Consider the following 14026-nt stretch of genomic DNA (forward strand, 5'->3'; position numbering starts at 1 on the left):
GACCGACTCCAGGGAGGTAGTGACGTGGCTGCCGTCGGCTTAGGTCAGGCCGTTCGTACCACGCCAGCCGGCACGTTGCCGGCGAACATGGTCCCGCACCCGCGGGAGGAGCTTTTTTCAGTGCTGGTGGTCGACGACCACCCACTGCTGAGGGAGGCGATATCGGCTCGGCTCACCCAGATGGGAGCCGGGACAGTGCATGAGGCGGCTTCGGTCGCGGAGGCTCGGGCGCGGGCACTCGCTACCGGACCGTGCGACCTCGCGATCCTCGATCTGGGTCTGCCGGATGGCACCGGCATCGACCTGGTCACGGAACTCCGTGCCCAGGGCTGGCCCCGCATCGTGGTCCTCGCGTCCTCCGACGACCCCTACGCGGTCAGGTCGGCCTTCCAGGCAGGCGCCCAGGCGTACCTGCTGAAGTCCGCCTCGCCGATGGTGGTCACCGACGGGGTGCGCAGGGTCCTCGACGGCGGCGTCTACGCGGACCCGAGCGTCGCGCCCGTACTTGCCGCGGGCACGAGGGTGCCGGGCACCGACAACACGCCGCGGGAGCTCTCCGCGCGTGAGGTCGAGGTCCTCCAGCTGGTCGCCGATGGCCAGAGCAACAAGGAGATCGGCGAAGCGCTCAGCCTTTCCGCGCTGACGGTGAAGTCCCACCTGTCGCGGATCGGGCGCAAGCTGGGCACCGGGGATCGGGCTCAGATGGTCGCGCTGGCCATGCGTGCCGGCGTGATCCGCTAGCCAGGTCGGCACACTGAACCGGCCGAACACACCCGCGAGTGGTGCGTTCGTCGTAGGGTCTTCCGCCGTGGACGTACCCTCCGACGAGCCAACCGAACCAACCGGTGCTGATCCGGTGCCGCTGGTGGAACCCGCTGACGGTGTTCCACCTGTCGTCGCCGACGCACCGTCGCTCCGGCGTGCCGCTGACGCGCTCGCCGGAGCGACGGGTCCGGTTGCGGTGGACACCGAGCGAGCCTCGGGATACCGCTACTCGCAACGCGCTTACCTGGTGCAACTGCGCCGGGAAGGCGCCGGGACCGTGCTGGTCGACCCGATCGCCCTCGGCGGTCGGCTCGATCCGCTGGTCGAGGCGCTGGACGGGACCGAGTGGGTGTTGCACGCGGCGTCGCAAGACCTGCCGTGCCTCGCCGAACTCGGCCTGCGTCCGAGCGTGCTGTTCGACACCGAGCTGGCGGGCAGGCTGGCCGGGTTCGAGCGGGTGGCGCTGGGCACGCTCGTCGAGCGGTTGTTGGGCTACCGGTTGGAGAAGGGGCACGGTGCGGCCGACTGGTCACGCCGCCCCCTTCCCACCGACTGGCTGAACTACGCCGCCCTCGACGTCGAACTGCTGGTCGAGCTGCGTGACGTGCTCGAACAGGAGCTCAAGCGGCAGGGGAAGCTGGAGTGGGCGCTCGAGGAGTTCGAGGCGGCCCGCACGGCTCCCCTGCCGCGTCCGCGCGCCGAACCGTGGCGCCGGACGTCGGGCATCCACCGGATCCGCAGTCCGCGGCAACTGGCCGCGGTGCGGGCGCTGTGGGAGGCGCGGGACGCGCTGGCCCGTGAACGCGACATCGCGCCGGGTCGGGTGCTGCCGGACTCCGCGCTGGTCGAGGCCGCCGTGCGCAACCCCTCCGACGAGGCCGCGCTGTCGGCGCTGCCGGTGTTCCGCGGTCGGGCGCAACGGCGCATGGTCGGCGTGTGGCTGGGCGCGTTGCAACGTGCCGCCGCGCTGACGCGCACCGAGCTGCCGGAACCGTCACAGCAGCACGACGGCCCGCCGCCGGCCAACCGGTGGGCGGACAAGGACCCGGCCGCCGCGGCCCGCCTGGCAGCCGCACGGACCGCTCTGACGGCCGTCGCCGAGGCGAACACCCTGCCGGTGGAGAACCTGCTGCTGCCCGACCTGGTGCGGCGCACGTGCTGGCAGCCGCCGGCCGACATCTCGCCCGAGGGCGTGGCCGCCGCACTGCGCGAGGGCGGCGCCCGCAACTGGCAGATCGCCCTGACCGCCACCACCCTCTCCGAGGCCCTGGCCCACCAGCCCACCTAACCCGGGCGTGTCCTACGTTCAGAACGCGCGTGTCCTACGTTCGCGACGCGTGAGTCCAACGTTGGGAACGCGAGAGTCCAACGTTCGCGTACCCCGAGTTGAACGCTCAGCACAAGATCGACTGTGCTGAGCGTTGAACTCGGGTGTTCTGAACGTAGGACACTCGCGTTCCGAACGTAGGACTCTCGCGTTCTGGAGGTAGGACACGCGCGGGGGGTTTAGGGGTCGGAGCACGGTTCGGAGGGGGTTTCCTCGGCTTTGCGGGCGCCGGACAGTTCGCGGCGGGCCAGGGCGCGTACGGCGGCCATGGCCGCGTCACCCAGCACGGTCCCCACGACGACGCCTTCCAAAGCCTCGTCCTTGGACCCCGCGCCGAGCACGTAACGCAGGTCGGCCTCGGCCAGCGGCCGGGCGGCGTCGGCGTACCCGTCGAGCAGGTCCGCGAACCCCTCGTGCCCGACCTCCCGCGCCGTCGCCAGCACGCCCACCAGCGCCTTGTACGCGTACGACGTCGGACGGCACACCCACCCCTGCCGCTCCAGGAACGCCCGCACCTGCTCGTGCGCGACCTCGTCGTCACTGCCGAGGTCCGGTGGCGCCACCGCCGCCGAGATCGTGCCCATCGCCTTGTGCAGGGACTTCTCCGGGTCGTCCAACGCGCCCAGCACCTCGCGCACGGCCGCGATCGACAGCCCGCCCAGCTCCACCATCGCCCGCACGAGCCGCAGCCGGTGCAGGTGCTCGTCGGAGTACCTGGCCTGGTTCGGGCTGGTCAGCTCACCGGCCGGGAGCAGCCCTTCCCGCAGGTAGTACTTGATCGTCGCCACGGGCACGCCGCTGCGACGGCTCAACTCGGCGATGCGCATCGCGCAGAACCCCTTCCTGAGACGATCCTCAGCATGGATACTGTAGCTATCCGATAGTAGAAAGTACTGCTATCCATCCTAGGAGTCGTCCATGACCCGCTTCCTGCGCTGGCACCCGCCCCTGATGCTGTTCTCCCTGCTCATGGCCGCCCTCACCGTGGTGTCACTCGGAGGGCTGATCTTCGACGACCGGATTCTGGTCGGGTCCCCGATCTGGTTCAAGCCGTTCAAATTCGCGCTCTCCCTCGCCCTGTACGGCGTCACGCTCGCCTGGATGCTGACCCTCACCACCCGCCTGCGCCGGGTCGGCCGGTGGGCGGGCACGGTCATCGCGCTCGCCGGCACCATCGAGATGGTCGTCATCGTGGGACAGGTCGTGCGCGGCCGGCGGAGCCACTTCAACCTCGCCACGCCGTTCGACGAGCTGCTGTGGGACGTCATGACCTACAGCATCCTCACTCTCTGGATCATGCACGCGGTGATCGCGGTGGCGCTGGCCTTCACCCGGTTCGAGAACCGCGCGACGGGTCTCTCGATCCGACTCGGCCTCACCCTGTCCCTGGTCGGCCTCGCCCTCGGCACCCTGATGACCTCCCCCGCGCCCGGCCAGGACGACGACGCCGGGATCGTGGGCGCGCACAGCGTCGGCGTGCCCGACGGCGGCCCGTACACGGCGCTGACGGGCTGGAGCACCACGGGCGGCGACCTGCGGATCCCGCACTTCGTCGGCATCCACGCCCTCCAAGTCCTCCCGCTGGCCGTGCTGCTGCTGCGCGGGCGTGCGACCAGGGCGACGGTGTGGGGCCTCGCGATCGGCTACGCGGGCCTGATGACCCTGGTCACGTGGCAGGCGCTGCGCGGGCAGCCGTTGCTGCGCCCGGACCTGCTCACCGCACTCGGCGCGCTGGCCGTGCTCACCTGGACCGCCGCGGTGGTCGCGAGGACCCTGCGCGCCACCACCACGCCGAAGGAGATCGTGCACGCATGACCGGGTTCCTGTTCGAGATCACGTTCTGGCTCACCATCCCGTTCTGAGCCTGATGATCTTCGCCCCCAAGTCACCGCTGACGGCCCGGGTCGTGTCGTCCCCGCTGATCGCGGTGCCGCCACTGGTCGTCTACACGGTCCTGGTCGCCGCGCACCTGCCCGAGTTGTGGGCCACGATGAGCAGTCCGGACCTGGACACGCTCAGGGAGTTCCTGGCCACCGCCTGGGGCGCCTCGGCGGTCTGGGCACAGGTGATCGCCTGGGACCTGCTGATCGGCGCGTGGATGTACCGGGAGAGCCGCCGCTTGGGGCTGCACCCGCTGCTCATGGGCCCACTGCTGGTGCTCACGATCGTCCTGTCCCCGTTCGGGTTCGGACTGTTCCTGGCCATCCGGGCGTTCTGTGACCGATCAGACAGGGCGACCTCGGTGGTTACCGGCCAGTAACAGGGGCTAGAGTTGGGTTACCGATCGGTAGGAGTCGCGCCCGACCGCTCGGGCGAATCGTCACCACAAGCGGAGGAGACGCCGTGGCCGCACCAGTAGCGCCGGCACGCGTTCGAAACGTGGTCTTCGTGGACGGCGTGCGCACGCCGTTCGGCAAGGCCGGCCCCAAGGGAATCTTCGCGGAGACCCGTGCCGACGACCTGGTCGTCAAGGTGATCCGCGAGCTGCTGCGCCGCCACCCCGAACTGCCGCCGGAGCGGGTCGACGAGGTGGCCATCGCCGCCACCACGCAGATCGGCGACCAGGGCCTGACCATCGGCCGCACCGCGGCGCTGCTGGCGGGCCTGCCCAAGTCGGTGCCCGGCTACGCCATCGACCGCATGTGCGCGGGTGCGATGACGGCCGTGACGACGTCGGCCAGCGGCATCGCGTTCGGCGCGTACGACGTGGTGATCGCGGGCGGTGTCGAGCACATGGGCCGCCACCCGATGGGCGAGGGCGTCGACCCGAACCCGCGGTTCCTGTCCGACAAGATCGTGGACCCGTCCGCGCTCGTCATGGGCTCGACGGCGGAGAACCTGCACGACCGGTTCCCGCACATCACCAAGGAGCGCACGGACGCGTACGCGGCGGCGTCGCAGGCCAAGTACGCCGACGCGGTGAAGAACGGCAAGATCGGCCCGGAGCTGGTGCCGGTCGCGACCCGTTCGGCGGAGCACGGCTGGGACCTGGCCACGGCCGACGAGCCGCCCCGTCCCGGCACCACGGTCGAGGACCTGGCCAAGCTGAAGACGCCGTTCCGCCCGCACGGCCGGGTCACCGCGGGCAACGCGGCGGGCCTGAACGACGGCGCGACCGGCTGCATCCTGGCCGAGGAGGAGACCGCGCGCGAGCTGGGCCTGCCGGTCGGCATGAGGCTGGTCGGCTACTCGTTCCTGGGCGTCGAGCCCGAGGTCATGGGCATCGGCCCGGTCCCGGCGACGGAGAAGGCCCTCAAGCGCGCGGGCCTGACCATCGACGACATCGGCCTGTTCGAGATCAACGAGGCGTTCGCCGTGCAGGTGCTCGCCTTCCTCGACCACTTCGGCATCGCCGACGACGACCCGCGGGTCAACCAGTGGGGTGGCGCGATCGCCACCGGCCACCCGCTGGCGTCCTCGGGCGTGCGCTTGATGACCCAGTTGTCGCGGCAGTTCGCCGAGCGCCCCGACGTGCGCTACGGCATCACCACCATGTGCATCGGCATCGGCATGGGCGGGACCGTCATCTGGGAGAACCCGCACTGGAACGGAGAGTCGAAGTGACCGCGTTGACCGCTGACGAGGCCAAGGCCCTGTTCCCCGACGAGGTCGTGACCCACGCCCGCACCAAGCTCGTCACGGTGCCGGGCCTGGACGGCCAGGTCGCCCTCATCACCATCGACAACGGCCACGACCACACCCGGCCGTCCACGTTCGGCCCGCAGTCGCTGGTGAGCCTGAGTGCCGCGTTCGACGAGGCCGCGGCGGCGTCCCCGGTCGCGATCGCGGTGACCGGCAAGCCGTTCGTGTTCGCCGTGGGCGCGGACCTGACGGCCGTCGAGGGCGCGTCGCGGCGCGAGCAGGCCGTGACGATCGGCCGGCTCGGGCACGACGTGTTCCGCAAGTTCACCGAGTCGAAGGTGCCGACCTTCGCGTTCGTCAACGGCGCGGTGATGGGCGGCGGCCTGGAGCTGGCGCTGTCGTGCCACTACCGGACGCTGGCGTCCAACGCGGCGGCCATCGCGCTGCCCGAGGTGTTCCTCGGCCTGTTCCCGGGTTGGGGCGGCACGCAGCTGCTGCCGAACCTGATCGGCCCGAACGACGCGGTCACCGTGATCTTCGAGAACGCGTTGAACCAGAACAAGATGCTCAACCCCAAGCAGGCGCTGGACCTGGGCATCGCGGACGTGCTGTTCGACTCGGCGGACTACCTGGAGCAGTCGCTGCTGTGGCTGTCTTCCGTGGTGCGCGGCGATGTCGTGCCGGCTCGCCGTGAGATCGACCGCGGTGCGGGCTGGGACGCCGCCGTGGCGCGGGCCCGCGCGATCGTCGAGGGCAAGACCAAGGGTGCGGCACCGGGTGCGCTGAAGGCTCTGGAGCTGCTGGAGCTGGCCCGTGCCAACGACTTGGACGCCGGGTACGCGGCGGAGACCGAGGCGCTGGCGGACGTCGTGATGAGCGACGAGCTGCGGGCCGGGCTGTACTCGTTCAACCTGGTGCAGAAGCGGGCCAAGCGGCCGGCGGGTGCGCCGGACAAGTCGTTGGCGCGCAAGGTCACCAAGGTCGGCATCGTCGGCGCGGGCCTGATGGCGTCGCAGATGGCGCTGCTGTTCGCGCGGCGGCTGGAGGTGCCGGTGGTGCTCACCGACATCGACCAGGCGCGGGTGGACAAGGGCGTCGGGTACGTGCACGCCGAGGTCGACAAGCTGCTCGGCAAGGGGCGGGTGTCGGCGGACAAGGCGAACCGGCTCAAGGCGCTGGTGACCGGATCCCTGGACAAGGCGGCGTTCTCGGACGCGGACTTCGTCATCGAGGCCGTGTTCGAGGACCTGGGCGTGAAGCAGAAGGTGTTCGCCGAGGTCGAGGAGTTCGTCTCGGCCGAGGCGGTGCTGGCGACCAACACGTCGTCGCTGTCGATCACCGAGATGGCGTCGGGCCTCAAGCACCCCGAGCGGGTCGTGGGCTTCCACTTCTTCAACCCGGTCGCGATCATGCCGCTGCTCGAGATCGTGCGGGCCGGGCAGACCGACGACGCGACGCTGGCGACCGCGTTCGCGGTGGGCAAGCAGCTGAAGAAGTCCTCGGTGCTGGTGAAGGACGCGCCCGCGTTCGTGGTGAACCGGCTGCTGACGCGGTTCATGGGCGAGGTCGTGAAGTCGATCGACGAGGGCACCCCGTTCGAGGTGGCGGACAAGGCCACCGAGCCACTGGGCCTGCCGATGTCGCCGCTGATCCTGCTGCAGCTCGTCGGCCCCGCCGTGGCGCTGCACGTGGCCGAGACCATGCACGCGGCCTTCCCCGACCGCTTCGGCGTGTCGGAGAACATGAAGAAGTTCGTGGCCGCCGGCAAGACCGCTGTGTACCAGTGGGACTCGACGGGCAAGCAGACCGTCGACCCCGAGGTGCAGGCGCTGTGGTCGTTCGGCGACCAGCCACTGACCGGTGACGAGGTCTTCGCGCGTGCGCTGGAGGCGTTGGCCGAGGAGATCCGGATCATGCTCGACGAGGGCGTGGTGGCGGAGGCGCAGGACATCGACCTGTGCATGATCCTGGGCGCCGGCTGGCCGTTCTGGCTGGGCGGCATCACCCCCTACCTGGACCGTTCGGGCATCTCGGAGAAGGTGACGGGCAAGCGCTTCCTCGCGCCCGGCATCGCCTCCGTGCCTGCCTGACCCACCAGACCCCCGCGCCCCGGTTGCTCCCGCAGCCGGGGCGCGGTGCTTTTCGCGTGGGTGGCACGATGATGTGGGTGTCGAACGATGTCGAGCCCACTCTGTCCGACCTCCGCGCGATGCTCGCTGACCAAGGAGCCCCCGATGAGGTGCTGCGGCTGGTCGACGCCGCTCGTGACGTGCCCGACGCGTTGGAGCGCCTGACCACCGCCGGTTTCGTGCAGCCGGTGGCCGAACTGGCGATGGCGTTCCTCGACGGCTTCTCACCGCTGCTGGAGCCGGATCGCGGACCGCTGGACGCCGAACTGGCCGCTTCCGAGTTCCTGGGCGCGATGGCCGAGAGCACCGATCCGGAGGACTTCCCGGACATGGTGGCCGCCATGATCTCCGACGCGGAGGCCACGGGCAGGCCGGAAGCCCTCGCGCTGGCCAGGGCGTTCGCGGTGCTCGCGCCGCCGGAGGTGCGGCCGATCGCGTCCCAGGCCGCCGACCGCCTCGTCGCGAGCGGGCTGCGCGACCCGAAGTGGGCGAGGACAGTGGGCAAGCCGACCGTTGACGCTTGCTTCGGCTACGCGGACCCGCGCGGCGCTCAAGAGGGGTTGGCGCTGACGTTCTCGTACGGCCGCAAGTCGCACGTCCTCGTCCTGTTGATCGACCACGACCTCGGCGGCCTCAAGGACTGCTTCGTCAGCGACCAGCCCAAGAGGATCCGGGCCGGGTACGCCCACGCGGCCGCGGAGCTGGGCTTCCCGTTTCGCGAGTACACGCCCGAACAGGCGCGCAGGATCGCGGCGGACGCGCTCGAACGCGAGCCGTGCCCGGTCGAGCCGGATCAGGTGGAGGACGTGACGAGGACCCTGGCACTGTTGGAGCAGCGGCTGGAACTGCTCCCGGAGGCGCCGCCGACCGCTCTCGACACCAGCGTGCACCGGCTGAAGGTCACCCTGCGCGGGTCGAAGCCGCCGATCTGGCGCCGGGTGGAGGTGCTGTCGTCCACGCCGCTGGTGCGACTGCACCAGACCATCCAGGACTTGTTCGGCTGGGAGGACTACCACCTCTGGGTCTTCGACACGCCGCAGGGCGAGTACGGGATGCCCGACCAGGATCTGGGCCACGGCGACGCTGCCACCGTGACCTTGGCCGACGTGGCGCGCGACCCCAAGGACCGCATCGGCTACCTGTACGACTTCGGGGACGCCTGGGACCACGACATCGTGGTGGAGGACGTCGTGCAGGCCGAGCCGGGTGTCGCCTACCCCCGCTGCCTCACCGGCCGCCGTGCCGCACCGCCGGAGGACAGCGGCGGCATCTGGGGCTACGCGCACCTGTGCGACGTGCTGGCCGACCCGAAGCACCCAGAGCACGCGGAGCGACTGGAGTGGCTGGACCTGGACTCCGCCACCGACTTCGACCCGGCCGCCTTCGACGCCGACGAGGTGAACGACTACCTCTCGCGCCAGGCGAAGGTGCCGATCAAGCCATGACGTTCACTCCGTCGTGCCGGTCCGGCGGGTAACACGTGCCCGCCGGTCGCGCGATCGAGGATGATGGGGCGTCGAGTCGAAGGGTGCGGGGTGGACGAGCAGTCGAGCAGGTGGCACGAGATCACGCAGTCCGCGTTCCGGCGGGAGCGGGCGGCGCTGCGGCAGGTGCGCGAGCTGCTGCCCGACCGGCACCCGTACGAGGCGTGGTCGAACTTCACCTTCATCTCCTCCCACGGGCACATCCGTGAGGTCGACCTGCTGGTCGCCACCCCTGGCGGCCTGTACCTGGTCGAGATCAAGAGCCTGAAGGGCCGGTTGGAGAACCGACACGCCACGTGGGTGCAGCACCGACCGAACAGCCGCCACCCGCGCACGTTCGACAACCCGCTGCCGCTCGCGGACCAGAAGGCCAAGGAGCTGAAAGCCCTGCTCGTCCAGGCCGCGCGGCAGGATCGGCTCGCCATTCCGTACCTGTCGGCCGCGGTGTTCCTGTCCGAGCCCGGGCTGGAAGTCCGGCTCGACGACTCCCAGCGCCACGGCGTCTACGGTCCCGAAGGCGGCAAGACGCTGCCCAAGATCGGTTCCGACCTGCTCACCGGCCCGATCAGCCGGACGCCGCTGAGCCCGGACTTCTTCCGCGCGCTGCCGCGCCTGCTGCAGCGGGTGGGCATCCACCCGACCCGGCGCAGCATCACGGTCGGGCCGTGGCAGATCGAGCCCAGCCCGTACGACACTGGGCCCACGTGGCAGGACCACCACGCGTCCCGCGAGGACATGCCCGACGAGTACCGCAGGGTCCGGATCTACCTCTACGAACGCGAAGGCGACTCGGACAAGCAGCGTTCCATCCGCGCCGCCGCCGAGCGCGAGTTCCGCGCCTGCCAGGGCATCCGCCACCCCGGTTTACTCGGCCCGGTGGACCTGGTCGACCACGAGGCGGGTCCCGCGCTGCTGATCGAGCAGCCCAAGGAGGCGCTGCGGCTCGACCACTACATGGCCCAACACCACGCCGACCTTGACCTGCCCACCCGGTTGGACATGGTGCGCCAGCTCGCCGAAGCGGTGCACTACGCGCACGAGCGGCGGCTGGTGCACCGTGCCCTGTCGCCCCGCGCGGTGATCGTCCTGCCGACCGCGGGCGACTGGACGAAACCGCAGTTGCAGGTGGGCGAGTGGCAGGTGGCGGCACGCGGCCTGTCGGGCTCCTCGACGGTGCACCGGCTGCGGCCCAGCACGGGCGCGGTCGCCCACGTTGAGGCCGCCGCCGCGCCGTACCTGGCACCGGACTTCACCGACGACCCGGACGGCACCGTCGCCATCGACGTGTTCGGCGTCGGCGCGATCGCCTACCTGGTGCTGACCGGCCAGCCGCCCGCCGGCACCCGTTCCGAACTGCTCGACCAGCTGGCCCGGCACGGCGGCCTGCACCCGCGAGCGGTGGACGACAGCATCCCCGACGACCTCGACGCGGTGGTCGCGCTGGCCACCGACCCGGTGGTCCGGGACCGGTTCGCCGACGTCGAGCAGTTCGTGGAGGAGTTGACCGCGTTCCAGCGGTTCGGCGAGCCTGTCGGCGACCGCGTCGACCCCTGGGACGCGGCGTCTGGCGAGCGGCTCGCCGACTCCGACTACGTGGTGCAGCGTGTCCTGGGCACCGGTGCCACCGCGCGGGCGTTCCTGGTCGAGCACGACAACACCGACACGGTCCTGAAGGTTTCGCGGTCCGCCGACGCGGTGGACCGGCTCGCCGACGAGGCCGCAGCCTTGGAGGACTTGCGGCACGAGCACATCGTCGTGCGCAGGCGCAGCCTGTTCCCGCTGGGCAGCAGGCATGCGATCGAGATCGACTACGCGGGCGACCGGTCGCTGGCCCACATCCTGCGCGACGAGGGCGCGCTGCTGCCCGACAAGCTCCAGCTCCTGGGCGACCAGCTGCTCGACGCCCTGTCCTACCTGGAGCGCAAGGGCGTGCTGCACCGCGACATCAAGCCGGACAACCTGGGCCTGCGCAGCCACCCGAAGTACGGGCAGGGACTGGTGCTGTTCGACTTCTCGCTGGCCGGCACCCCGCTCAACGACGTGACCGCGGGCACCCGCGGGTACATCGACCCGTTCCTGGGCAGCGACCGCCGTCCGGTGTACGACCTGCACGCCGAGCGCTACGCGGCGGCCGTGACGCTGCACGAGATGGCCAGCCTGGAGTTGCCGTCGTGGGGTGAGGACGGCACGAACCCCCGGTTCCACAACGAGCCGGTGACGCTGGCGTCCGAGCTGTTCGAGGCCGGGCTGCGGGAGCCGTTGCGCGAGTTCTTCGGCAAGGCGCTGCACCGTGACGCCGACAAGCGGTTCGCCTCCGCCGCACAGATGCGCGAGGCGTGGCAGCGGGTGTTCACCGCGCTGGACGAGACCGCACCGGCGGCTGTGTCATCCTCGGGTTCCGAAGACCCGGAGGAGTTGCGCGAGGAAGCGGCCGAGCGGGCGACCTTGGGCACCGCGCTCAACGCGGCCGGCCTGACGCTGCGGGCAGTCGCGGTGGCGAACCGGCTCGGGGCCGACACCGTCGGTGACCTGCTCGACCTGCGGATCAACGACGTGCGCAAGGCCCGTGGGCTGAGCCGCAAGACGCGGACCGAGTTGCTCGACCGCATCGCCGCGTGGCGGACCAGGCTCGTGACCGAGCCAGGCCTGATCACGACTGGACACCTGCCGTCCGACGTCACCGGCTCGCGCCTGCCGCTGGACGCGATCGTCGCGACGCTCCTGCCGAAGGCCAAGCGCCGCAACGACACCCAGGCCGCGATCAGCCGCCTGCTCCTCGGTCTGCCCGACGAGAACGGCGTGCTGCCGGAGACCCGGTGGCCCACGAGCGTCGTGGTCGCCAAGGACACCAACCTCACCCAGGGGCGGATCAGCCAGGTTCTATCCGCGCGTCGCCGGGCGTGGTCGAACCTCGACGTGCTCGACACCGTGCTCAGCGAGGTGATCGACACGCTGGTGTCGTTCCGCCGGGTCGCCGCCGCCGAGGAGTTGGCCGAGCACCTGCTGGCCCAGCACGGCTGCTCGGACGTGGAGTCGCACGCGGTGCGCATGGCCTACGCCTACGCGGTGCTGCGCGCCGCCTACGAGGCGGACTGGCAGCGCGACGAGCCGCGGTTGTCGTTGCGCCGCCACCACGAGCGGGTGTTGCTGGCGCTGCAGGTCGGCTCGGGCGACCCGGTGGACACGCCGTCCGACGAGTCGTTGCTGGACCTGGCCGAGCGGTTGGCCGACAAGGCTGGTGAGCTGGCCGCCCAGGACCCGCTGCCGACCCCGACCGCCGTGGTGCGCGAGCTGGCGGCCTGCGCGGAGCGGACCGGTGAGGTGTTCGACGAGAAGCGCCTGGTCAGGCTGGCGGCAGCGGGCTCGGGCACGGTGCTGGCCAACCTCCGCCTGGAGCTGTACCCGCGGAGTCTGCCCCCGGTGCGGGCGCTCCGGCTGGCGCAGGCGGGCGCGGGGATGCCCGAGGGCGGCCTGACCGCCGACGGCGTGCAGCAGCGGCTGGACAACCGGTTCCCCGGCCTCGACCGCCTGCCGACCGGCCGGGAACTGGCGGAATTGCTGACCGAGGCCGGGTTCCCGGTGACCTGGGACGGCGAACTCTACCGCCCGCGCACACCCGAGACGACCGGCGTGACACGGGTGCCGTCCTCGACGGGGTCGCTGAGCCACCACCCGATCGTCTCCGGCACCGCCGCCAGCGACGTGGATGCCCGCTTGGTGGATGCGGCGCAGCGCGGCGGCGTGCGGATCATCACCGTGCGCCGCAAGCGCTGGGCGCAGGCGCGGGCCGCGGTGGAGGCCGCGCTGGGCGTGCCGGTGGTGGACGTGACGGCCGCGTTCGTGGCCGCTTTGCGCAACGTCGCCAGGGAGCACCGCATCCCCGACTTCGACCGCGTGCTCCGCGCCGACGCCGCCGACCCCGGCAGCAGGGACCAACTGAACCTGCACCGGGTGGTGGAGCAGGCGTGCGCAGCGCTGGAGCGGGAGTGGACGCGACAGCCCGTGTTGGCACTGGACAGCCTTACCCCACTCGGGCGATACCCGGCCGGACAGGCGCTGCTGGACCGCCTCGCCAAGCGAGCCCGGTACGGTGCGGTCAGCGACGGGCCGGCCGGCCCCAATGCCTTGGTGCTGCTGTGTCCGGCCGGCGATGAGACGACGGTTCCTCGCATCAACGACTACTTCATCCGAGTGAACACGCCGGAAGAATGGATCATCGCCCGGTCTCCGTGGCCCCCTGCCGGGATACTTCAGTCGCTCGTGGGCTGAGTTGCCCGGTTCCACCGCTCGGCGGCTGCGCCATGTGGGAACCTGGACACGGAGAGCGACGTCTCACCTGCAGACCGTGGTCAAGGCAGGAGAAGGGGAGACTCATGCCGTTCATGGCAAGTGGTGGCGGAGCCGGCGCACCGGCACCCGCCGGACCGGTCACCATGCAGGTCGAGCCGGGCCAAATCCTGGCACTGAAGGCCCGCTACGAAGCCGTCCGCGACACCATCCAGGCCTTCGTGGACCTTGAGGGGTACAACCTCCTCGGAAGCCCGCTGGCCGAGGACGATGTGTCCGAGGACGCCGCCTCGGTCTTCCGCGAGAACGCGGACACCGCTATCGAAGTAGCCAGGCACTTCATCAGAGAGCTGAACCTGAACATCGAACAACTCGACCAGGCCGCACGCACCTACGGTTTGGCGGAAGACACGAACAAGACCAATATCCAGCAGACCGGGGGCCTCTGAAGC

Annotated in this window: 10 protein-coding genes; 9 read left to right on the plus strand and 1 reads right to left on the minus strand. The window is 70.8% G+C overall.

Annotated elements, in window-relative coordinates:
* The first annotated feature begins 24 nt into the window (after positions 1-24).
* Both A6A25_RS19010 and A6A25_RS19015 read left to right on the plus strand, forming a co-directional pair.
* On the plus strand, positions 25-741 hold the full coding sequence (locus A6A25_RS19010) for a response regulator (RefSeq protein ID WP_053718177.1): 717 nt from the start codon (positions 25-27) through the stop codon (positions 739-741).
* Positions 742-808: 67 nt separating this feature from the next.
* On the plus strand, positions 809-2053 hold the full coding sequence (locus tag A6A25_RS19015; protein ID WP_073891919.1) for a ribonuclease D: 1245 nt from the start codon (positions 809-811) through the stop codon (positions 2051-2053).
* A gap of 218 nt (positions 2054-2271) precedes the next feature.
* On the opposite strand, the gene A6A25_RS19020 is transcribed toward A6A25_RS19015, so the two are convergent.
* On the minus strand, positions 2272-2919 hold the full coding sequence (locus tag A6A25_RS19020; RefSeq protein WP_073891920.1) for a MerR family transcriptional regulator: 648 nt from the start codon (positions 2917-2919) through the stop codon (positions 2272-2274).
* Between the two features lie 91 nt (positions 2920-3010).
* On the opposite strand from A6A25_RS19020, the gene A6A25_RS19025 reads away from it, so the two are divergent.
* From A6A25_RS19025 to A6A25_RS42295, 7 genes are all read left to right on the plus strand, one after another.
* The gene (locus tag A6A25_RS19025) at positions 3011-3907 is read left to right on the plus strand and encodes a hypothetical protein (protein ID WP_073891922.1); all 897 of its coding nucleotides are present in this window, start codon (positions 3011-3013) and stop codon (positions 3905-3907) included.
* 52 nt (positions 3908-3959) lie between these two features.
* Positions 3960-4352 carry an ABA4-like family protein gene (locus tag A6A25_RS19030; RefSeq protein WP_241828788.1) on the plus strand — a complete coding sequence of 131 codons (393 nt, stop codon included), beginning with the start codon at positions 3960-3962 and terminating at the stop codon, positions 4350-4352.
* Positions 4353-4435: 83 nt separating this feature from the next.
* Positions 4436-5656 carry a thiolase family protein gene (locus tag A6A25_RS19035; RefSeq protein ID WP_073891923.1) on the plus strand — a complete coding sequence of 407 codons (1221 nt, stop codon included), beginning with the start codon at positions 4436-4438 and terminating at the stop codon, positions 5654-5656.
* The gene (locus tag A6A25_RS19040; RefSeq protein ID WP_073891925.1) at positions 5653-7764 is read left to right on the plus strand and encodes a 3-hydroxyacyl-CoA dehydrogenase NAD-binding domain-containing protein; all 2112 of its coding nucleotides are present in this window, start codon (positions 5653-5655) and stop codon (positions 7762-7764) included. Before A6A25_RS19035 ends, A6A25_RS19040 begins: the two co-directional genes overlap by 4 nt.
* A gap of 77 nt (positions 7765-7841) precedes the next feature.
* The gene (locus A6A25_RS42290) at positions 7842-9248 is read left to right on the plus strand and encodes a plasmid pRiA4b ORF-3 family protein (protein WP_198932764.1); all 1407 of its coding nucleotides are present in this window, start codon (positions 7842-7844) and stop codon (positions 9246-9248) included.
* A gap of 90 nt (positions 9249-9338) precedes the next feature.
* On the plus strand, positions 9339-13556 hold the full coding sequence (pglW, locus tag A6A25_RS19050; protein WP_073891926.1) for a BREX system serine/threonine kinase PglW: 4218 nt from the start codon (positions 9339-9341) through the stop codon (positions 13554-13556).
* Positions 13557-13660: 104 nt separating this feature from the next.
* Positions 13661-14023, plus strand: coding sequence for a PE domain-containing protein (locus tag A6A25_RS42295; RefSeq protein WP_158073759.1), 363 nt, complete (start codon positions 13661-13663; stop codon positions 14021-14023).
* Positions 14024-14026 lie beyond the last annotated feature (3 nt).

The organism is Saccharothrix sp. CB00851 (assembly GCF_001905065.1).
Classification (GTDB): domain Bacteria; phylum Actinomycetota; class Actinomycetes; order Mycobacteriales; family Pseudonocardiaceae; genus Actinosynnema.

Excerpts from the sequence above, each read along its gene's own strand:
- A6A25_RS19020 (WP_073891920.1), bottom strand. The coding sequence starts at position 2,919 with ATGCGCATCGCCGAGTTGAGCCGTCGCAGCGGCGTGCCCGTGGCGACG.
- A6A25_RS19025 (WP_073891922.1), top strand. The coding sequence starts at position 3,011 with ATGACCCGCTTCCTGCGCTGGCACCCGCCCCTGATGCTGTTCTCCCTG.
- A6A25_RS19030 (WP_241828788.1), top strand. The coding sequence starts at position 3,960 with ATGATCTTCGCCCCCAAGTCACCGCTGACGGCCCGGGTCGTGTCGTCC.
- A6A25_RS42295 (WP_158073759.1), top strand. The coding sequence starts at position 13,661 with ATGCCGTTCATGGCAAGTGGTGGCGGAGCCGGCGCACCGGCACCCGCC.